The 19,666-nt window shown below is 74.6% G+C and carries 13 protein-coding genes and 1 pseudogene; 6 read left to right on the top strand and 8 right to left on the bottom strand.

What is annotated here, in order from left to right; genetic code table 11:
- Positions 1 to 126 precede the first annotated feature (126 nt).
- Positions 127 to 1,446 carry an MFS transporter gene (locus tag ACFWEJ_RS01450; RefSeq protein ID WP_377227419.1) on the top strand — a complete coding sequence of 440 codons (1,320 nt, stop codon included), beginning with the start codon at positions 127 to 129 and terminating at the stop codon, positions 1,444 to 1,446.
- A 31-nt stretch (positions 1,447 to 1,477) separates the two neighbouring features.
- Here ACFWEJ_RS01450 and ACFWEJ_RS01445 read toward each other — a convergent pair whose 3' ends face one another.
- The 3 genes from ACFWEJ_RS01445 to ACFWEJ_RS01435 all read right to left on the bottom strand — a co-directional run bounded on the left by ACFWEJ_RS01445 (position 1,478) and on the right by ACFWEJ_RS01435 (position 4,036).
- Complete coding sequence (locus ACFWEJ_RS01445; RefSeq protein WP_377227418.1) at positions 1,478 to 2,230, bottom strand: histidine phosphatase family protein; 753 nt, start codon at positions 2,228 to 2,230, stop codon at positions 1,478 to 1,480.
- Positions 2,231 to 2,273: 43 nt separating this feature from the next.
- Entirely contained in the window at positions 2,274 to 3,029 is a 756-nt protein-coding gene (locus ACFWEJ_RS01440) for a zinc ribbon domain-containing protein (protein ID WP_377227417.1), read from the bottom strand.
- A gap of 83 nt (positions 3,030 to 3,112) precedes the next feature.
- Complete coding sequence (locus ACFWEJ_RS01435; protein ID WP_377227416.1) at positions 3,113 to 4,036, bottom strand: Nif3-like dinuclear metal center hexameric protein; 924 nt, start codon at positions 4,034 to 4,036, stop codon at positions 3,113 to 3,115.
- A gap of 212 nt (positions 4,037 to 4,248) precedes the next feature.
- On the opposite strand from ACFWEJ_RS01435, the gene ACFWEJ_RS01430 reads away from it, so the two are divergent.
- From ACFWEJ_RS01430 to mtnN, 3 genes and pseudogenes are all read left to right on the top strand, one after another.
- Positions 4,249 to 6,012 (top strand): SulP family inorganic anion transporter, encoded by a 1,764-nt coding sequence (locus ACFWEJ_RS01430; RefSeq protein ID WP_377227415.1) that lies wholly within the window; start codon positions 4,249 to 4,251, stop codon positions 6,010 to 6,012.
- A gap of 42 nt (positions 6,013 to 6,054) precedes the next feature.
- Positions 6,055 to 6,504: pseudogene (locus ACFWEJ_RS01425) on the top strand (S-ribosylhomocysteine lyase); the annotation flags it as partial.
- A 188-nt stretch (positions 6,505 to 6,692) separates the two neighbouring features.
- Positions 6,693 to 7,433 carry a 5'-methylthioadenosine/S-adenosylhomocysteine nucleosidase gene (mtnN, locus tag ACFWEJ_RS01420; RefSeq protein ID WP_377227414.1) on the top strand — a complete coding sequence of 247 codons (741 nt, stop codon included), beginning with the start codon at positions 6,693 to 6,695 and terminating at the stop codon, positions 7,431 to 7,433.
- Here mtnN and ACFWEJ_RS01415 read toward each other — a convergent pair.
- A complete protein-coding gene (locus tag ACFWEJ_RS01415; protein ID WP_377227413.1) occupies positions 7,402 to 8,475 on the bottom strand; it encodes a LysR family transcriptional regulator in 1,074 nt (357 codons plus the stop codon). The two genes, mtnN and ACFWEJ_RS01415, sit on opposite strands and share 32 nt — an antisense overlap.
- Before the next feature lie 110 nt (positions 8,476 to 8,585).
- Here ACFWEJ_RS01415 and ACFWEJ_RS01410 point away from each other — a divergent pair, with 110 nt between their 5' ends.
- A complete protein-coding gene (locus ACFWEJ_RS01410) occupies positions 8,586 to 9,878 on the top strand; it encodes an aspartate aminotransferase family protein (RefSeq protein ID WP_377227412.1) in 1,293 nt (430 codons plus the stop codon).
- A gap of 42 nt (positions 9,879 to 9,920) precedes the next feature.
- Here ACFWEJ_RS01410 and ACFWEJ_RS01405 read toward each other — a convergent pair whose 3' ends face one another.
- On the bottom strand, positions 9,921 to 11,723 hold the full coding sequence (locus ACFWEJ_RS01405) for a bifunctional 3'-5' exonuclease/DNA polymerase (RefSeq protein ID WP_377227411.1): 1,803 nt from the start codon (positions 11,721 to 11,723) through the stop codon (positions 9,921 to 9,923).
- A gap of 176 nt (positions 11,724 to 11,899) precedes the next feature.
- Between ACFWEJ_RS01405 and ACFWEJ_RS01400 the strand changes: the two genes are divergently transcribed.
- On the top strand, positions 11,900 to 13,504 hold the full coding sequence (locus ACFWEJ_RS01400; RefSeq protein ID WP_377227410.1) for a DUF222 domain-containing protein: 1,605 nt from the start codon (positions 11,900 to 11,902) through the stop codon (positions 13,502 to 13,504).
- Between the two features lie 95 nt (positions 13,505 to 13,599).
- Here the strand turns inward: ACFWEJ_RS01400 and ACFWEJ_RS01395 are convergent, their stop codons facing one another.
- From ACFWEJ_RS01395 to ACFWEJ_RS01385, 3 genes are read right to left on the bottom strand one after another with little or no spacing between them, the layout of a single operon-like run.
- Entirely contained in the window at positions 13,600 to 15,657 is a 2,058-nt protein-coding gene (locus tag ACFWEJ_RS01395) for a hypothetical protein (protein ID WP_377227409.1), read from the bottom strand.
- Entirely contained in the window at positions 15,654 to 16,895 is a 1,242-nt protein-coding gene (locus ACFWEJ_RS01390) for a VWA domain-containing protein (protein ID WP_377227408.1), read from the bottom strand. The genes ACFWEJ_RS01395 and ACFWEJ_RS01390 overlap by 4 nt, the downstream gene beginning before the upstream one ends.
- The gene (locus tag ACFWEJ_RS01385) at positions 16,892 to 19,663 is read right to left on the bottom strand and encodes a DUF5682 family protein (RefSeq protein ID WP_377227407.1); all 2,772 of its coding nucleotides are present in this window, start codon (positions 19,661 to 19,663) and stop codon (positions 16,892 to 16,894) included. Before ACFWEJ_RS01385 ends, ACFWEJ_RS01390 begins: the two co-directional genes overlap by 4 nt.
- Between the last annotated feature and the right edge of the window lie 3 nt (positions 19,664 to 19,666).

Below are 19,666 nucleotides of genomic sequence, written 5' to 3'. Positions count from 1 at the left end.
CGCTTTCGAGCGGGTGAAAGCGAAGAAACCCGGGCCTCAAAGGGAAGGGTGGGTCGGGCGGCGGGCGGGTAACGGCTGGGCCACAGGCCTGGCGCTGATGCCTACCGACCGGTTGGATGTGCGGTCATGAGGATCAGCAGCCTGGCGGGCGCCAGGATCGCAGTGGCCGCGGCGTTCTTCGCGCAGGGCTTTGTCTTCATCAGCCTCACCACCCGGCTGCCGCGGTTCCTGGACCGGTGGGGGCTGGACGAGGTGGCGCTCTCGCTGCTGCTGCTCATGATGGTGCTGCTCGCAGGCGTCGGGTCGCTGGTCGCCGAGCGGGCCGCGCACCGCGTCGGCAGCGCGCCGATGCTCCGGCTCGGGCTCGGGCTGATGGTCGTCGCGGTCCCGGCGATCACCCTGGCGCCGGCCGTCGGCTTCTTCGTCGGCGGGGTCGCCCTCTACGGGATCGCGCTCGGCCTGGTCGACGCTACCTCCAACATGCAGGCCGTCGACCTGGAGCACCGGTACGGCCGCCCCATCCTGCCGTCGTCGCACGGCTACTGGACCACGGGCGGCATCATCGCCGCCGCGATCGCCCTGGCCACGGGACACCTCTCCCCCGCCGTCGGCGCGTTCGTCGCGGTGGTCCCCGCGGCGATCGCGTTCGCGCGGTTCGTCCCGCGCGTCGCGGCCGGGGCGGACGGCGCCCACGGGGTCGACGTCGCGCCCGGCCTCGTGCCGACCGGCAGCGGCACGCAGAGCCTGAACCCGGTCCCGGCGCCGGACGCCGCCCCGATCCCGTGGAGGCCCATCTGGCTCGTGGGCGCCGGGCTGGTCGTGTTCTACATGGTCGACACCACTGCCTCGACCTGGGGCCCCGTCTACCTCGCGCGCTCCTTCGACGCGCCCGGCAACCTCGTGGCCCTGGCGACCTTCCCCTACCTGGTGACGTCGATCATCGTGCGGCTCGCCGGCGGACAGCTCGTGACCCGCTTCGGCGTCGTCCCGCTGCTCCGGATCGGGTCGGTCGTCGCCTGCGGGGCGCTGACGCTGGTGGCGCTCGCGCCGACCTGGCAGGTCGCCGTCGCCGGGTTCACGGTGCTCGGCGCGGCGGTCGCCCTGGTGGCGCCGCTCAGCTTCTCGGCCGCGGGCCGCATCGCGGCGGGTTCGGCGGGCAGCACTGGTTCGGCGAGCGCGGCGGGTTCGGCGAGCAGCGCGGCGGACGGCGGCACGGCGGGCGCTCCGGCAGACGGCCCGGCACCCGAGCCCGACCGCGCCCGTACCGACGCCGTCATCGCGCGGTTCAACCAGTTCAACTACGTCGGCGCGCTGCTCGGGGCGGTGCTCACCGGCTTCGTGGGCGCCGACAACCTGCGCCTCGGGTTCGCCCTGCCCGCCGTCCTCGTGCTGGCGCTGGTGCCGCTCGCCCCGGCGTTCGCGCGGGGCGCGCTCAACCGTCGGTAGATCAGCCGTCCGTAGCTCAGCAGTCCGTAGCTCAGCCGTCCGTAGGCACCCCGACGGCGGTCACCTCGGTGGTGCCGTCCTCCCACAGGCGCAGCACCGACAGCGACGCGGGCGGCACGCGCAGCCGCGCCCAGTACGAGGCCGGCGCCCCCAGCGCCTGCCCGACGGCGGTACGGATCTGCCCCGCGTGCCCCACCACCACGACCGTGCGGTCCACGCCGCCCGCTAGCAGCTCGGTGAGGCCGTCCCAGACGCGGGCGCCGACCTGCGCGTAGGACTCGCCGCCCGGCGGCACGAAGGTGCCGGTCGAGTGCCACTGGGCCAGCTCGCCCGGCCAGCCCTGCTCGATCTCTGCGGCGGTACGCCCGTCCCACTGCCCGAACCGGCTCTCCGCGAACCGGTCGTCGGTGCTGACGTGCAGCCCGAGGCGACGTCCGACGGCGGACGCCGTCTCCTGGGTGCGCACCGTCGGGGAGGCGACGAGCGCAGTCGGACGCGGCAGGTCCGGCCAGAGGCCGCCGCCGCGCATCCCGCCCGACGAGGCCGCCCCGGCCCGCGGCGCCCGCCCGATGCGGAACACGGCGTCCGCCGCCTGGGCGGCCTGGAGCCGACCGCGGGCGCTCAGCGACGGGCCGGGCGCGTCCGAGCCGGAGTAGACGCCGGCCTCCGTCAGCGGGGTCACGCCGTGCCGCACGAGCACCACGGTGAGCGGGACGGCGTCGTCGAACCGCGTGGGGATGCCCGAGGGACGCACGTGCGTGTCGAGGCCGGGCGCCTCGCTCATGCTTGATTCATCCGGTGGGTCGTGCAGCAGCTCGTCCAGCAGCTCATCCGGCGGCTGCGCCCGTCGTCGACGCGACGCGCACCAGGATGCGACCGCACTCCTCGCAGCGCACCACGGCGTCGGGCGCCGCGCTGCGGATCTTGTCCAGGTCGACCGGCGGCAGGTCCATGCGGCAGCCGTCGCAGCGGTTGCCGTTCAGCACAGCCGCGCCCGTGCCGCCGAGCTGCGCGCGGAGCTTCTCGTACAGCGCCACCAGGCCCGCGTCGAGGCCCTCGATCGTGGACGCGCGGCTGGCCGCGAGCGCCGCGACCTGCGCGTCGACGTCGGCCCAGCCCGCGTCGCGCTCGCCCTCGACCTTCGTCTTCTCGGCGACGAGCTCGTCGTTCGCGGCCTCGACCTTGGCCAGCGCGTCCTCGTGCGCCTCGAGGCGCTCCATGACGTCGAGCTCGACCTCCTCCAGCGCGGCCTGGCGGGCGGCGAGCGAGCGGAGCTCGTCGGTGAGCGCGACGGCGTCCTTGGCGGTCACGCTGCCCGTGTCGAGCCGCTGCTGGTCGCGCGCTGCGCGGTTGCGCACCTGCTCGACGTCGCTCTCCGCCTTGGTGAGCTCGCGCTTCAGGTCGGCCACCCGGGTCCGCGACTCGACGAGCGAGGCGCGCAGGTCGGCGATGCGGCCGTCGAGCTCGGTCAGCTGCGTGAGCGCGGGAAGGCTCTTGCGCGTGTGCGCGAGCTGCTGAGCGCGGGTGTCGAGCGCCTGGACCTCCAGCAGCCTGCGCTGGTCTTCGGGTGGTGCAGTAGCCACGGGAGGCGTCCTCTCGGTCGTGATCTGGGGGTGGTCCAACGCTACCCCGCGCCCGACGTCCCGGGCGCACCCGGACGGGGTGCTCAGCGGGACGGGATCTGGCCCGTCCAGGGGTCGGTGACCAGCTCGCTGACGCGTGCCTCGACCGCGAGGCCGTCGGCCGCGAGCGCCGCGCCGAGGTCCTCGACGGCGTAGCGCAGCCAGGGCCACTCGCTGGCGTAGTGGGCGGTGTCCACGAGGAAGGGGGTGCCCGCCGGTCCGGGGGCGCCGGCCGCGCGAGACTCGAACTCGGCGCGTTCGCGCAGCTCGGAGGCCGGGTGGTGGCGCAGGTCGGAGGTGACGTAGACGTCGGCGGCGGCCGCGCGGACGGCGTCGAAGTAGCCGTCGCCGGACCCGCCGAGGACGGCGGCCGTGGTCACCGGGGCGTCCGGGTCGCCGGAGAAGCGGATGCCCTGGCCGGTGGCGGGCAGCGCGGCAGCGACGCGGCGCGCGAAGCCGGCGAGGGTGGTGGGCTCGGCGAGGCGGCCGACGCGGCCGATGCCGCGGGCGGCGGCGGTCCCCTCGCTGCCGTCGGTACCGGGGGCGCCGCTCACCTCGAGCGGTCGCCGGTCGGTGATGCCGACCAGGTCGGCGAGGGCGTCGGCGACCCCGCGCGGGGCTGCGTCGGCGTTGGTGTGCGCCACGTGCAGGGCGCAGCCGCCGGTGAGCAGCCGGTGCACGACCGACCCCTTGAAGGTGGTGGCGGCCACGGAGCTGACGCCGCGCAGGAACAGCGGGTGGTGGGTGACGAGCAGGTCGGCGCCCCAGTCGAGGGCCTGGTCGACGACGGCGGACACCGGGTCCACCGCGAACAGCACCTTACGGACCGGGGCGGCCGGGTCGCCGACCACGAGGCCGACGGCGTCCCAGCCCTCGGCCGTCGACGGCGGGTAGAGGCCGTCGAGGGCGGCGACCACCTGCGCCAGCGTGGGAGGTGCGTCGGGGGCGGGGGCGTCGCTGCTGCTCACGCGGTGCAGCGTAGTACGGGCTCCGGAACAGGGCCGGGCGGCCGGACAGGCAATCGACGGCCGCAGGATGACCGGTGCGCCCCGTTACGCCGGAAACGCGCTCTGACCTGGGCGTTTATCGTGCCGCTCACCGAGCGGACGGGCCGTGACCTTGCTACGGTCCTTCACTTATGGGGGATACCGTCGAGCACCGCCTTGGCGGTCCATTGACCATGCGCGCCAGGCTGACCGCTGCCGTCCGCGAGCGCGTCGACATCCGCGATCTCATGCCGTCGCGCGCCGACTACGACCTGCGGCCGCGCACGTTGCGCTCCGATCTGCTGGCCGGCATCACGGTGGGCGTCGTCGCCCTGCCGCTCGCGCTCGCGTTCGGCGTGAGCTCCGGCGTCGGGCCGGCCGCCGGGCTCGTGACGGCGGTCGTGGCCGGCATCGTCGCCGCCGTCTTCGGCGGGTCGAACCTCCAGGTCAGCGGCCCCACCGGGGCCATGGCCGTGGTCCTGGCGCCGATCGTCGCGCAGCACGGCGTCGGCTCCGTCGCGCTGGTGACCCTGCTCGCGGGCGCGCTCGTGCTCGTGTGCGGGCTGCTCCGGCTGGGCCGTGTGGTCACCTACATCCCGTGGCCCGTCGTCGAGGGCTTCACGCTCGGCATCGCCGCGATCATCTTTCTGCAGCAGGTGCCGGCCGCCGTCGGCATCGCCGCCGAGACCGGGCACAACACCCTGGTCACGGCGGTGCGGTCGGTCGGTACCGCGCTCGGGTCGGGCAGCCCGGCCGACGGCGGACTGCCCACCTGGGTGTGGACGCTCGGGGTCGTGGCCGTGGTCGCCGCCGTCATGCTCCTGCTGCCGCGCGTGGCCAGCGCCCTGCCCGCGTCGCTGGTCGCCGTGGCCCTGGTGACGCTCCTGGCGGGAATCTTCGACGCCCCCGTGCCGCGCATCGGTGAGCTGCCCAGCTCCCTGCCGGTCCCCGTGCTGCCCGACGCGACCCCGGACGCCGTCCGCGACCTCGTGGGCGCGGCCGTCGCCGTGGCGGCGCTGGCCGCGATCGAGTCGCTGCTGTCCGCCCGCGTGGCGGCCACGATGAGCGGCGCCCAGGGCCGGACGACGACCTACCACCCCGACCGGGAGCTCGTCGGGCAGGGGTTCGCGTCGCTGGCCAGCGGCGTGTTCGGCGGCATCCCCGCAACGGGCGCCATCGCGCGGACGGCGGTCAACGTGCGCTCCGGGGCGCGCACCCGCCTGGCCGCCGTCGTGCACGCGCTCGTGATCCTCGCCGTCATCTACCTGGCCACCGGGCCCGTGGGGCACATCCCGCTGGCCGCGCTCGCCGGGGTGCTCATGGTCACCTCGTTCCGCATGATCGGCGCCTCGACCATCCGGTCGGTGCTCACCTCCACCTGGCCCGACGCGCTCACGTTCGTGGTCACCGCCGTGATCACCGTGGCCTTCGACCTCATCGACGCCGTCCAGATCGGCCTGCTCGTCGCCGCGTTCTTCGCGCTGAAGGCCGTGGCGGGCGCCGCGGCGGTGCACCGCGAGCCCCTGCCCGGCGTCGCGCACGAAGGTGACGAGCGCATCGCGCTGTTCCGGCTGGAGGGCGCCATGTTCTTCGGCGCGTCCGACCGGATACTGAGCGAGGTCACGGCGATCACGCACGGCGAGCGCGCCGGGCCGGGCGGGGCGGGCGGACCTGAGGACGAGCCCTGTCTGCGCGAACCCGTCGACGTCGTGATCCTGTGGCTCTCCCACCTGCAGCTCGTGGACGCCACCGGCGCGCGGGCCCTGGCCGATCTCGTGCTGGAGCTCGAGCAGCGCGACGTGACCGTGCTGGTCAAGGGGATCCAGCCGCAGCACCGCAAGCTCCTGGAGGCGGTGGGCCTGAACCGGATGCTGGCGCACGAGAGCCACCTGTTCACCGATCTGCCCGCCGCCGTGGAGCACGCGAGGTCGCATGTGCCCGCGCCGCTGACGGCATAGGCTCGGACGGTGACCGAGTCAGCATCCTCCCCAGCGCCCCGTATGAACGTCGAGTCCTTCAACCTCGACCACCGCGCCGTCGCCGCGCCCTACGTGCGCCTCGCGGACCGCAAGCAGCTCCCGCACGGCGACGTCATCGTCAAGTACGACGTGCGCTTCACCCAGCCCAACGTCGCGCACCTGGAGATGCCGACGGTGCACTCCCTGGAGCACCTGTTCGCGGAGCACTCGCGCAACCACTCCGACGCCGTCCTGGACTTCTCCCCCATGGGCTGCCAGACCGGCTTCTACCTGATGCTGCAGGGCGAACCCGAGTACGACGACGTGCTCGCCCTCATCGACGCGACCCTGCGCGACATCGTCGCCGCCTCCGAGGTGCCGGCCGCGAACGAGGTGCAGTGCGGCTGGGGCGCGAACCACACCCTGAGCGGCGCGCAGGAGGCGGCGTCCGCCTTCCTGTCCGCGCGCGGCGTGTGGTCGGAGGTCTACGCGAAGGGCGCGCCGGGCGAGGCCTCGGCCGCCGACGCCGCCGCCCGTGACGCCGCGGCCCGCGAGGCTGCCGCGCGCGACGCCGAGGCTGGCCTGCAGCGGGAGGGTTCGCCGCTGCCTGGAACTCCGCTGCCGGGGACGCCGCTGCAGGGCTCGCCGGTGTCGCCGGAGCAGAACGGCGGGGCCAACCGGTGAGCGACGGGCCTGTCGCCGCTGTCCCTGGTGCCGTCGCCCCCGTCGCCGTCGTGCTCGTCGCGATGGACGACGAGGCGGCGCCGTTCCTCTCCCTCGCATCCGACGTCGGGGAGCCCGAGCGGGTCGGCCTCGCCGAGCAGCGCACGATCACGCTGGCCGGCCGGCCCGTCGTCCTCGTGCGTACCGGCATCGGCTTCGTCAACACGACGGCCGCGGGCACGGGCACGATCCTCCGGTACGGCACGGGTGTGCCCCTGATCAGCGCGGGCAGCGCCGGCGGCCTCGCAAAGGACGTCGCCGTGGGCGACGTCGTGCTGGGCGCCCGCCTCGTGAACGCGGACGCCGACGCCCGCGCCTTCGGCTACGTGCTCGGCCAGGTGCCGGGCATGCCCGAGGCATACGACGCCGCCCCCGCGCTCGCCGACGCCGTGCGCCGTGCCGCGACCACGGTCGACGACCAGGTGCTGCGCGAGGGCAGCATCGGGTCCGGCGAGAAGTTCGTGACCACCGACCTGGCGCAGCAGCTCCGCTCCGACTTCCCCGACGTGCTCGCCGTCGACATGGAGTCGGCCGCGCTGGCGCAGCTCTGCCACAACTTCGGCGCGGACTTCGTGTCGGTGCGTGCCGTCTCCGACCTGTGCGCCCCCGACGGCACCGAGTTCCGCACCCACGTGGACGACGCCGCGCACCGGTCCGCCGAGGTGGTCACGGCCGCGATCGGACTGCTGGGCGGCTGACGGCGGCGGTCTCGGCGGCGGGCTCGGCGGCGGGCTCGCGGGCGGCCGGCTCGCGGGCGGCGGCGTCCGTCTCGCGGGCCGCGGCGCCCGTCTCGCGGGCCGCGGCCTGGAGCTGCGCGACGGCGTGGGCGATGAGCGCGGCCCGGCGCCGGTCGTGGCGGGCGTGCACGACGATGCGTCGTGCGACCGTGGGCCGCACCACCGGCCGGGCGACGAGGCCGTCGGGCAGGTCGGTGACCGCCAGGAGCGGGAGCACCGTCACCCCGACCCCGGCGAGCACCAGTCGGAGCGCCGCCCGGTGGTCGTCGAGCCGGGCGGCGTAGCGCGGCGTGAAGCCCGCGGCGCTGCACGCGGTCAGGACGATCTGCCCGATCGGGCTGTCGTAGATGTCGTAGTCGATCCAGGGCTCGCCGGCGAGGTCCCGGAGGCTGACCGCGGGGGCGGCGTCGGGTCCCATCTCGGGGCTGATGCCGGGGCCGGCCCCGGGACCGGCTTCGGTACCGGCAGCGAGCGGGTGGTCGGCCGGGAGCACGGCGACGAAGCCCTCGACGGTGAGCTCGTGCCGTCGGTACCCGTCGAGGTGCACCTCGGCACCGCCGGCGGGCTCGGTCCGGACGTCGAGGTCCGGCCGCCGTCGTCCGCGCCCGTCCACGGGCTCGTTCAGGCTGATCTCGACGGTGAGGTTCGGCTGGAGCTCGCGGACGCCCTGCACGACGGCGGGCATCCACTGCTCGGCGGCCGAGGCGAAGCAGGCGACGGCGAGGTGCTGGCCCTGGCCGCTGCGGAGATCCGCCACGACCCGTTCGAGGAGGCCGAAGTCGGCCAGGAGCACCTGGGCCTGGTCCGCCAGGTGGCGCGCGTCGTCGGTCGCGACGATGCCACGACCCTGCTTCTCGAACAGGACCAGCCCGGTCTCGCGCGCCAGGGCGGTCATGTGCTGGCTGATCGTCGCGGGCGAGTAGCTGAGGTTCCGGGCCGCCTGGTTGATGGAGCCGGCCGCGAGGACCGCCCGCAGGATCTCGAGCCGTCGGGGATTGAGCATGACGCGACTGTACGGGGATGACGAACGGTCACGCGGTTTTGTTTGCTTGTCCTGATCCTTTCGCGCGATCGAAGATGGCCTTCGGCTCACCATGAAGGACGGCGATCGACATGACGTTCCAGGACGAGGCGGACCGCCTCCTGATCCGCTACGGCCCGAGCTTCAGCCCGCGGCTGATCGAGCGCGCCGCCGGCTCGTACGTGTACGACAGCGACGGCACGCCGATCCTCGACTTCACGTCCGGGCAGATGAGCTCGATCCTCGGGCACGCGCACCCGGACATCGTCGCGACGGTGTCGTCGTCGGTCGCGTCGCTGGACCACCTGTTCAGCGGCATGCTCAGCGCCCCCGTGCTGGGCCTGGCCGACCGGCTGACCACGACGCTGCCCGCCGGCCTCGACAAGGCGCTGCTGCTCAGCACGGGCGCGGAGTCCAACGAGGCCGCGATCAAGCTGGCCAAGCTCTACACCGGCCGCTACGAGATCGTCTCGTTCGACCGCTCGTGGCACGGCATGACGCAGGGCGCGGCGTCCGCCACGTTCTCTGCGGGGCGGCGCGGCTACGGCCCGCCGACGCCGGGGAACCTCGCCCTGCCCACCCCGAACGCCTACCGCTCCCCGTTCCGGCACGCCGACGGGTCGTACGACTGGGAGGCCGAGCTCGCGTACGGCTTCGCCCTGGTGGACCAGCAGTCCGCCGGCAGCCTGGCGGCGTGCGTCGTCGAACCCATCCTGTCGTCCGGCGGGATCATCGACCTGCCGCCCGGGTACCTGCGCCGCCTCAAGGAGCTGTGCGAGGAGCGCGGGATGCTGCTCGTCCTGGACGAGGCGCAGACCGGCCTTGGCCGCACCGGCACCATGTACGCGTTCGAGCGCGACGGCGTCACGCCCGACATCCTGACCCTGTCGAAGACGCTCGGCGCCGGGCTGCCGGTGGCCGCCGTCGTCACCAGCGCCGAGATCGAGCAGGTCTGCTATGACCGCGGGTTCCTCTTCTACACGACGCACGTCTCGGACCCGCTGGCGGCGGCCGTGGGCCTCACGGTCCTCGACGTCATCGAGCGCGAGGGCCTGGTCGAGCGCGCCGCACGCCTGGGCGAACAGCTCACCGGGCGGCTGCACGCGCTGCGCGACGCCTACGACGTGGTCGGCGACGTCCGCGGCCGCGGGCTGCTGCAGGGTGTGGAGCTGGTCCAGGACAAGGTGACCAAGGCCCCCGCCGACGCGCTCGGCAACGCGGTGACCTCGGCCTGCCTGGACCGGGGCCTGCACATGAACATCGTGCAGCTGCCGGGGATGGGCGGCATCTTCCGGATCGCGCCGCCGCTGACGATCAGCGAGGACGACCTGCACGGGGGTGTGGACATCCTGGAGGCGTCGCTCAAGGCCGTGCTGGACAGGTAGAGCTGGACCGGTAGAGCTGGACCGGGATCGGCGGACTGGCGGTCAGCCCTTGGCGTCCGCGTAGCTCTCGGTCACGGCGACGCTGAGCGGGAAGTCGACGGGAAAGTCCCCGAACAGCAGGCGGCCGGCCTCGTCGGCGGCGTCCCGCACCTCCTGCGCGACGACGTCGGCGAGCGCCGCCGGGGCGTGCACCACGATCTCATCGTGCAGGAAGAACACCAGGTGCGGCCGGCGGTCGAACGGCGTCGGGGCGAGCCCGGGGACGCCGCCGGAGGCGTCCTCCCCGAGCGCCCAGAGCCGACGACGGATGGACGCGATCCAGCACAGCGCCCACTCCGCCGCGGTGCCCTGCACCACGAAGTTCCGGGTGAACCGGCCCCAGGACCGGGTCTGGCTGCGGGCGCGGGACTGGGCGTCGGCGCCGGCGTCCTCGTCGAACGCGGAGCCCTGCACGGCGGCCCAGGACTCGCCGGGCAGCGGCGAGCTGCGGCCGAGCCGGGTGGTGACCACCTCGCCCCGCTCCCCCGCCCGGGCCGCACGTTCGACCAGGTCAATAGCCTGCGGAAATGCCCGGGCGAGCCGCGGCAGCACCTGGGCGCTGACGCCGGTCGTGCCGCCGTACATGGCGCCGAGCATCCCCACCTTGGCGTGCTCGCGGGAGTCGACGGCCCCTGTGGCGACGATCCCGGCGTACATGTCGGTGCTCGCGCCGTCCTTGGTGCGGCCGGCGGCGGCCATGCGCTCGTCGCGGGCCAGGGCGGCCAGCACGCGCGGTTCGAGCTGGGCAGCGTCGGCGACGACGAAGGTCCAGCCGGGGTCGGAGACCACCGCGCGGCGCACGTTGTGCGGGAGCTGGAGCGCGCCGCCGCCCGTGCTGGCCCAGCGGCCGGTGACGACGCCGCCCACGACGTACTCCATGCGGAACCGGCCGTCGGGCGCCCAGGTGTCGAGCCAGTTCCAGCCGTTCGCGGTGTAGAGGCGGTAGAGGCTCTTGTACTCCAGGAGCGGCGCGATCACGGGGTGGTCGAGCTTCTCCAGCTCCCACTTGCGCAGGCTGCGCGAGCCCACGCCGGCGTACTCCATGGCGCGCAGCAGGTCCTGGTGAGAGTCGGGGTTGAGCGTGGGCGGTGCGTCCAGCGCGGCCCTGATCTGCTGGGCCAGCGCTTCGAGCTTCGCGGGCCGCACGCCCGGCCGGGGCCGCGGGCCGAGTGCGTCGGTGAGGATCTCGTCGTGGATGTCGCCGCGCCACGGGAGGCCGGCGTGGTGCATCTCGGCGGCGGCCAGCGCGCCCGCGGACTCCGCCGCGAGCAGGAGCCGGAGCCGTCCGGGGTCGGTGCTGTCCTTGATCGCGAGGAGCTGGGCGGCCAGCTCCGTCACAGGGTCGAGCGGGTCGGCAGGGTCGCCCTCTGCGGCGCCGGCCGGGCTGGTGGTGGCGGGTGCGCTCTCGCCGAGGTCGAAGAGCGCCTCGGCGCCGGGGTGCCGGTCGGGCCGGACCAGCGCGGCCGCCGTCGGACCGCCCGGAGGCGGGATGGGGGTGAGCCGGTCCCAGGCCGTCGGCCCGGCCTCGGCGAGCGCCGTGTGCGCCGACAAGGCCGAGGCACGGAGCACCGTATGCGCGAGCCGGAGGTCGTGCGCGCGGTCGACCCGGACCCCCTCGGCAAGGAGGGCGGGGTACCAGCCGTTGGTGTCGTCCCAGGTCCAGCGGACGTGAGCCGCCTCGTCGGCAGCCACCTCCTGGGCCAGGGCGGACGTCTCGACGACCCGCGGCTCTCCCTCGGGCACGCCCGTGTCGGACACCGGCCGCAGGCCGATGCCGGAGCCGTCCCGCGAGACCACCGTGTGCATGGGCCCAGTCTGCCGTGCGCCACTGACACTCGGCCGACGGGATGGTCCCGGGCGGCCCGAGGCTGCCCATGAGTTATCCACAGATCGTAAATCTGCCTAGAAGCACGTACGGATGTTCTATATCGTCCATCGTGTCGCCGGCACCAGGCCGAGCGTCGGATCGAGGGGGTGGACCGATGGTGCTGGCACAACCGAGCGCGACCACCGCAGGTGCACGCTCGCTCGAGGAGATCCTGACGGACCTCCAGGTCGTGACACGAGAGCTGATCGGCGCGGCCGGACCGGCAGCGCTGGACGGCGCTGCCCTGGGCGGTGCAGCCGGGATCGGCGTGCGCCTCACCGCGGCGTCGCCGCTGCTGCGCGCGGTGTGCTCGCAGCTCGACATCCTCCGGATGACCTGGCTGCCTCGCATCGAGACGGACGGCATGTGGGCACTCGACGGTTCGCGCACGTTCCGGACCTGGCTCGCCCGCCGGGAAAAGGTGACCATGCGCACTGCCGGCCGAGAGACGCTCACGGGCGAACGCCTGCTCGAACACCTTCCGGCCACGCTCGCCGCCGCCCTGAGCGGGCGGCTCGGGATGGACCAGGTGCGCGCGATGGTCGACGTCGGCCCGACGTCGGACGACCGGCGCAAGGCGCTGATCAGCCCGGTCGACACGGGGCCGGCGAGCGTGACGGAGGCTGGTGGGACGCCGGGCGACGGGACGACGAACGAGCTGGACACACCCGAGCGACCCGGCGCGGACGACCCCGGGGAGGCTGACACCGCGGCCGACGGCGTCGGGGACCCCGAGCGCGCCGCCCAGTCCCCGGACCGGTCACCGACCGGAGAGGAACTGCTCCTCGTCCTTGCCGACCAGCACGGTCCGCTGGTGTTCCGCCGGTTCGTCGATCGGTTTGCGCGCGTCGCCGACCCGGAGTCCGACGAGCGCGGATACAAGCAGGCGTCGGAGCGCGAACATCTCGACGTGGCCAAGACGTTCAGGGGCTACCACGTCAACGGGTTCCTCACCGACGAGCACGGTGAGGCACTGCGGGCCGCGATGGACTCCGTGATGGGGGCGCCGACACAAGGTGACGAGCGGACGCCCGCACAGCGTCGCGCCCAGGCACTCGCCGACCTCGCCCGCACAGTGCTCGACAACGGCCTCTCCGGAACAGGCGCGGCCGTGCGGCCGCACGTCACCGTGACCGTGTCGTGGACGGAGCTCGTGCGCCTGACCAGCCAGTTCTCCTGCAAGATCCCCGGACAGCTTCCCGGCCAACCTTCCTCGCCCGGCGAGCCCACGATCGCGGAACCAGCCGGTCTGACCGATGTCACCGCGGCACCCGCCCGGTTCGGGATCTCGGCGTCGCTGGTCCCGACCGCCACGCTGCGCCGTCTGCTGTGCGACTCCGCCGTGACCCGGGTGGTCTTCGGGGCGGACAGCCAGGTGCTCGACGTCGGGCGGGCACAGCGGACCGTCACCGGGCAGATGCGCCGCGCCGTGATCGCCCGCGACAGACACTGCGTCTACGTGGACTGCACCCAGCCGCCCGCGCGGTGCGAGGTCCACCATGCCGAACGCCACTGGGCCGACGGCGGCGACACCAGCGCGCGCAACGCCGCACTGTTGTGCTGGCACCACCACGACCTGGTCGACACCACCGGCATCACCATGCGCTGGACCGGGAACCCCGACGGCGCCCGCCACTCCGGCTGGACCCTGGTCAACCGGCACGGCAAGGAGATCAACCCCGCGGGGAGCCCGCTTCGAGCGATCGGAGAACGGAGGTGAAGCAACCCGAACCGCCCGCACTGAGCACGAGCCCCGCGCAGGCGCGTGCTGGCGCCCTGCCCCGGCCGGACCTCCGGCCGGGGCAGGCAGTCGAATCAGCCCGCGACGTCCGCCACGGCTCGGGCCCGGCCCACGACGAAGGCGGCGTGCAGCACCGCGGGCGGCGTCAGCTCGCCGGCCAGCAGGCCCTGGGCCGTCCGCTCCAGGGTCGCGAGCCCGAGGTCTCGCGCCAGGATGCGCGCCTGCTCGACGTCGGACCGCTGCCGCACCGTGAGCGCCGGCCGGCCCGTGGCCGCCGCCGCGAGCAGGACGTCGCCCAGCAGCAACGTGACACGGCGTACCGGGGGCGGCGGTGCCGTCGGCGGCCGGACGGCCTTCGCCGAGGACGCCTGGGCCTTGAGCTTGCGGATCCGCTTGCGCCAGAAGTCCCAGTAGCTGTTCTCGAGCGACCAGGCCGGCGTGATCGTGGGACTGACCAGGCGGATCGCGCCCTTGTCGCGCACGAACAGACCGACCGGCTCGTCCCGCTCCTCGCGGCGCTCGATCGTCACCGCGACCAGCCTCGACCGCACCGACAGCAGCGTCTGGACCGCCTGTTCCCCCGCGGCCGGCAGGCGCAGCTGCCGCGTGTCGCCGTCCGAGGTGACAACGGCGAGCGTCAGCTCCTGCCGCACCTCGTCGATGCCCACCTCGCCGACGTCGCGGACCAGCACGAGCCGCACGTTCGCCGGTCGGCGTCCGAACCCGACGACGTCGCGCGGCTGGACTCCCACCCCCGTGCGCTCGGCGATCACGCGGAGCTCCTCGAGGTCGAACCCGTCGCCCTCCAGCCGCTGGAGCACCGGGGTGCCGCCCGCGCCGAGGCCGCCGTCGGGCTTGGTCCGCACCTGGGTGAGGGCGAACGCCCCCTCGCACAGGGTGCTCAACGACCTGTTCCACAGGAGCGGGCTGGTCCAGCTCCGCTGGAACCTGGGGTCGCTGCCCGACGGGCGGCCGGTCACGACCTGCCGCACCTGGCCGGCGTCCGTCGTGGCAGGCGCACCCGCCTCGGTCTCGGTGTCCCAGCCCAGGTAGGCCAGGCCACGCGACCCGCTCTGCGACGTCCACCAGCGGGCCCCGAGCGGCACCCACCGCGGGAGGTCGATCTCGTCGTCGGCGCCCTTTCCGGACCCGCGCCCACGGCCGGTCACTGCGCGTCCGGACACGCGCGCGGCAGTTACCGGCACGCCCGTGGCAGGTCCCGAAGAGGCGGCAGCAGCACCCGTCGAACCGGCTGTAGCAGCCGATCCGCGTGCGGAAGTACCCGCCGCGCTGGCTGTCACACCCGGCGCGCCCCCGGCGCCAGACACCGGTGCGCGCGTCGCACGAGCTGCACCGGCCGTTCCGGCCGGGTCCGCCGCACGCTCCAGCACCTCGCACATCGCCCAGATCTCGGCGAAGGCGTCGAGCAGGTCGGACTCCGTGACGGCGTCGTCGCGACCGGCGAGGCCCGCGACGAGGCCGCCGGCGATCCGGACAAGGCCGTCGAACCGCACGTTGCCGACCAGCTCGGGCGCGACCTGGTCGAACCCGGCGACCCGCACCCGGCCGGCCAGCGCGGTCAGCGACTCGGCGTCGTCCATCCCGAGGTGCGACAGCCCGCCCGACATGAGCCGCCCGACGACGTCGCGCACCTCCGCGAGCGCCTCCCGCCGGCGCTTGAGCACCGCCGGGGAGGGGGCGCGGCCCGTTGTCTCACCGCCAACCCCAGTCCCCACACCAGGAGCAGTCGCCCCACCGGCCGCAGTCGCTCCATCCGGGACTGCCCCGGATCCGGCCGCCCGGGGCACGGACTGCGCGACGACAGCGCCAGCATCGGCGCCCGCCGGCGCCACGTCGGGCGCGATCCCGGTCGCCCACAGGCAGGCGGCCACGACGTGCTGGCACACGCCCGCCGTCGGGCAGTCGCATGCGACCGCGGCCGGGCCGCGGCCGTCCACGCGCACCGAGACACCCGACACGTCGAGCACCGCGCCCTTGGCGTCGTACGACACCTCGGTCACGGAGTCCTTGCGAGCCCGGCGCAGCAGGCCCGCGTTGCCGAGCGCCTTGAGCGCGTCGTCGTCCAGGCCCGCGTAGGGCGCCGCCCACGCGTAGGTCTTCCGGTCGCTCATGAGAGCACCTCCCCCAACCACTCGGCGAACCGTTCGGGCGTGAGCGCGGCGACCTCCATGCCGCACTCCGCGAGGTGCCGGGCCGTGCCCTGGTCGTAGACGGGTTCGGCCGCCTCGTCCAGGGCGGCGAGCCCGAGCATGGTGACGCCGGAGGACGCCATGCGCCGCACCGTCGTCAGCAGGTTCGACACCGATCCGCCCTCGTAGAAGTCGCTGACCAGCGCCACCACCGTCCGCGACGGGTTGCGGACCTGCTTCTCGGCGTGCCGCACGGCCCGTGCGATGTCGGTGCCACCCCCGAGCTGCGCGGTCATCAGGACCTCGACGGGGTCGGCGGCCAGGTGCGACATGTCCACCACCGAGGTGTCGAACAGGTAGAGCTGCACGTTGATGCCGGGCAGCCCGGACAGGATCCCGGCGCACACCGCGGAGTACAGCAGCGACGGCGCCATCGAGCCCGACTGGTCGACGAGCAGGATGACGTCCCAGGTCAGGGTGCGCTTGGCCCGGGCGGAGAAGCGGACGTCCTGGACCGTCATCCGGCCGTCGGCGTCGACCCGGCCGAGGTTGGCACGCAGCGTGCGCTTCCAGTCGAAGTTCCGCGCGACCCGGTGCATCGACCGGCGCGACCGGTCGATGCGGCCGTTGACCGCCGTGGCGAAGCGGGGCCGCAGCCGCCGCACGACGTCGTCGACGACCCGGCGGATGATCCGCCGCAGGCCCGCCGCGGCCTGGTCGCCCAGGGCGCCCCGGACCTGCAGCATCGCGACGGCGAGCTCGCGCGACGGTTCGAGGGTCTCGAGCGCGGTCTCGTCCTGCAGCAGCTCCGTGAGGCCGTACCGGCTCACGGCGTCGACCTGCATGCGCTCGAACGTCTCCCGCGGGAACAGGCTGCCGGCCTCGCTCAGCCAGCCGAGCGCGGTGACGTCCACGCCGTGCGGCTGGGACCCGCCCAGTCCTGCGCCCCCACCACCGCCGCGCGCGCCGCCCTCACCCGGGCCGGTGCCGCGACCGACGCGGTGCCCGCGGGCCGTGTACTCGCGGTCGTACAGGTATCGCAGGGACCGCTCCAGCCCTTGGTCCTGCTGGCTCACCTGCAGCTCGTCGGCCGCGTACCGGCCCAGCACCAGGCGCCAGCGCCGGGCGGCCTCGTCGTCGGAGACGGACGGCGCCGCGTCGGGTGCGTCAAGATCCTCGGGCACCCCGAGATCGGACCTCGTCCGACCGGTCGCGCTCATGCTTCTCCTCCTGCCGTGCCGACGCCGGCGGCGTCCACGGCTCTCGTCGTTGCGGTCGTCGGGCCCCAGTGGGCCAGCCCGTCCCGTTCCAGCACCGCGACCAGCTCCCGGTCCAGGCCCAAGCCGGTCGCCAGGTCCTCCTCCGACAGCGCGACCCGCACGTCCACCTGGTCCACCCGCGCCCCGGTGCGCTCCGCCACGCGCTTCGCCAGCCGGTGCGTCTCGGTGGGGCGCAGCCACGTGAAGGCCCGCCGCAGGTCGGGCAGCACCGCCAGGAACGCGTCGCCGTCGAGCGTGCGCAGCGCGTCGTCCACGGCGTCGAACATCTCCGGCGTGTGCAGGATCAGGTCGGGCGCGGCGCGCATCACGCCGCCCAGGAACCGCACGGCCGCCCCCGGGTCCGCACCCGCGGACAGGGCGCCGCGCACCCGGGTGACCAGGACGTCGTCAGCCACCTCGCCGTCGGTGAACCCCAGGGCGAGCAGCGCACCCGCGACGGCGGGGGCGGTGCCCTCGTCGTCGCGCAGGCGCGCGAGCTCGCGCTCGACGGCGATGCGGTTGACGGCACCGTCGGCCCGGTCCGCGCCGCCGTCTGCCGCAGCGCCGTCTGCCTCGCCTGCGTCCGCTGCCGCCGCGTCCCGGAGCAGGGAACGCAGGCCGATCAGGGTGCCGATCGCGGCGTCCTCGTCCTCGGCCCGGACCTTGCCCAGGTCGCTGACCAGGTATGCCGCGGTGGCGAGCGCCTGGCTCACGAGGTCGAGCAGCTCGCCCGCGTACTCCTCGGCGCCCAGCTCGACCCGCGCCTGCCAGAGGCCGAGCAGCCGGCGCGCACCCGAGACGACGGAGTCCACGTCGCGGTCGGTGTCGAGGGTGACACGCAGCAGGGACACGATCCGGGGCAGGTGCGACCCCATCCCGATCACCAGCGCCTGCGCGACGAGCCGCGCGAGGGCGTCGACCGACGCGGCCGCCGCCCCGGGCATGGAGCCCGTCCCGGTGCCGGCCAACCGCGCCTCCGCCTCGTGCAGCCGGGCGAGCGCCACGGCCTCCAGGGTCGCGCCGAGGTGCACCATCTCCACGAGCCGCGCCTCGACCAGCGGCGTCCAGCAGTACTGCCACTCCTCCGTGATCAGGCCGAGCCCTCGGCCCGCCACGTGGTCCGGACCCGAGACGAGCTGTCCGAAGCCCGCGCCGACGAAGTCGAGCAGCGCCAGCACCTGGCGCTTGGCCCGGTGCGACGCCGTCCGCCGCGCGTCCAGGCGTGCCGTGCGCGGCAGCGAGTCGTCGACGACGAGCCGCACCGCACGCACCCGCTCGCGCACGTCGCGCACGAGCGGCGGCGACGCGCTGCCGGGCGGCAGGTCGCCCAGAGCCCGGCCGCCGAACACCTCGGCAATCGCCAGCCCCAGCGGCCGCTCCGGTTCGCCCGGTCCGCCGACGCCGCCGTCGTCCTGCACGTAGCACGAACGCATCGCGTCCAGCAGGTCGGTTCGGCCGGCGAAGGCGCGTTCGCGCAGGTCAGCGAGCCGGGTCGCCGACGCCGCCGCGGCGCCCACCTGCGGCAGGCTGACGGCATGCCCCCGGTCAACGGCGCCCCGGGCGACGTCCACCAGGATCTCCGCGGCGAGGGCGCGGGCGCCGACCGGACCGGACGCCGCGACGTCCGGTCCGTCGGTGCACTCGACCGCCAGCTCCCGCAGGTGCGCCGCGTGCAGGCGCTCGTAGTAGCCGGGCGAGGGCATGCCCGCGCCGTACCCGCGCAGCCCGTCGAGCCGTTCGTGGTCGTAGCGCACCAGCCAGGCTTCGCCCTGGGCGATCGGGCCGAAGCCGCCCTCGGGCTGCCGGTCGCGCACGGGGGCGCCCTCCGGCGCGCCGGACAGCGCCTCGACCAGCGCGAGCGTGTGGAAGGCCCCGGTCACGACGAGCACCGGCCCGCCGGCCCCTGTCGAGGTTTCCGCCACCGCTTCGGCGATCCGGGCCGACATCCGCGCCTCGCGGTCCAGGGACCCGTCGGCGGCGAGCACGCTCTCCTCGTAGTCGAGTCGCGCGAGCGCCGCCCACGCGAAGACGTCGTCGAACAGGGCTCGCCAGTCTGCGAGCTCGGCGCTGCGCCGGGACTCGAACAGGTGGTCCCACACCTCGTCGTGGTCGCGGCACCCGAGCCGGCGGGCGAGCGTCGCGACCGCCTCGGAGTGCGCCAGGTAGCGCTCGGACATGAGGGTCCGCGCGAAGGGGTCCGGCTCGCCGGCGAGGTTCGGCCCGAAGCTTCCAGGCTCCTCCGATCCCTGCCCCGAGACCGCGTGCTCCGCCGCCGACCGCTCGCCGAACGACCGGTCGATGAACCTGAGCTCCGCGCCGACGCCCCGCCCCGCGTGCAGGGCGACCCACTCCGGGGAGAAGGACGCGAGCGGGTAGAAGCCGGCGCCGTCCCCGGGTTCGCGGTCGCCAGGGCCCGCCGCAGACCCCGAGCCGGAACCCGAGCCGCCGAGGCTCAGCACCGCGATCGGCGGCCGGGTCGCCTCGTGCAGCAGGTCCGGGATGAGCCGCGTGAACTCCTCGGGGCCCTCGATGAGCACGGCCGACGGCCGCAGCTCCTCGATCGCCGCCCGCACCGCCACGGCGCACGCCGGGCTGTGGTGCCGCACGGGCGCGAAGTAGATGCCGCGCTCGGCCCGCAGCCGTCCGACGGCGTCAGCGGCCGTGCGCAGGCGTTCCGGCGCGAGCTCCCAGACGGCATCAGCGCGCCGGCCTACGACGTCGTCACGCACCGC

It is taken from the genome of Promicromonospora sp. NPDC060204, from assembly GCF_042728455.1.
Lineage (GTDB): Bacteria > Actinomycetota > Actinomycetes > Actinomycetales > Cellulomonadaceae > Promicromonospora.
Note: the sequence above shows the minus strand (reverse complement) of the source record. Positions and strands in the feature narration are given on the sequence as shown.

What these genes read in the sequence shown, in the direction of transcription:
- ACFWEJ_RS01450 (WP_377227419.1), top strand. Translation starts at nt 127, where the DNA reads ATGAGGATCAGCAGCCTGGCGGGCGCCAGGATCGCAGTGGCCGCGGCG.
- ACFWEJ_RS01445 (WP_377227418.1), bottom strand. Translation starts at nt 2,230, where the DNA reads ATGAGCGAGGCGCCCGGCCTCGACACGCACGTGCGTCCCTCGGGCATC.
- ACFWEJ_RS01430 (WP_377227415.1), top strand. Translation starts at nt 4,249, where the DNA reads ATGCGCGCCAGGCTGACCGCTGCCGTCCGCGAGCGCGTCGACATCCGC.
- ACFWEJ_RS01415 (WP_377227413.1), bottom strand. Translation starts at nt 8,475, where the DNA reads ATGCTCAATCCCCGACGGCTCGAGATCCTGCGGGCGGTCCTCGCGGCC.
- ACFWEJ_RS01410 (WP_377227412.1), top strand. Translation starts at nt 8,586, where the DNA reads ATGACGTTCCAGGACGAGGCGGACCGCCTCCTGATCCGCTACGGCCCG.
- ACFWEJ_RS01405 (WP_377227411.1), bottom strand. Translation starts at nt 11,723, where the DNA reads ATGCACACGGTGGTCTCGCGGGACGGCTCCGGCATCGGCCTGCGGCCG.
- ACFWEJ_RS01400 (WP_377227410.1), top strand. Translation starts at nt 11,900, where the DNA reads ATGGTGCTGGCACAACCGAGCGCGACCACCGCAGGTGCACGCTCGCTC.
- ACFWEJ_RS01395 (WP_377227409.1), bottom strand. Translation starts at nt 15,657, where the DNA reads ATGAGCGACCGGAAGACCTACGCGTGGGCGGCGCCCTACGCGGGCCTG.
- ACFWEJ_RS01390 (WP_377227408.1), bottom strand. Translation starts at nt 16,895, where the DNA reads ATGAGCGCGACCGGTCGGACGAGGTCCGATCTCGGGGTGCCCGAGGAT.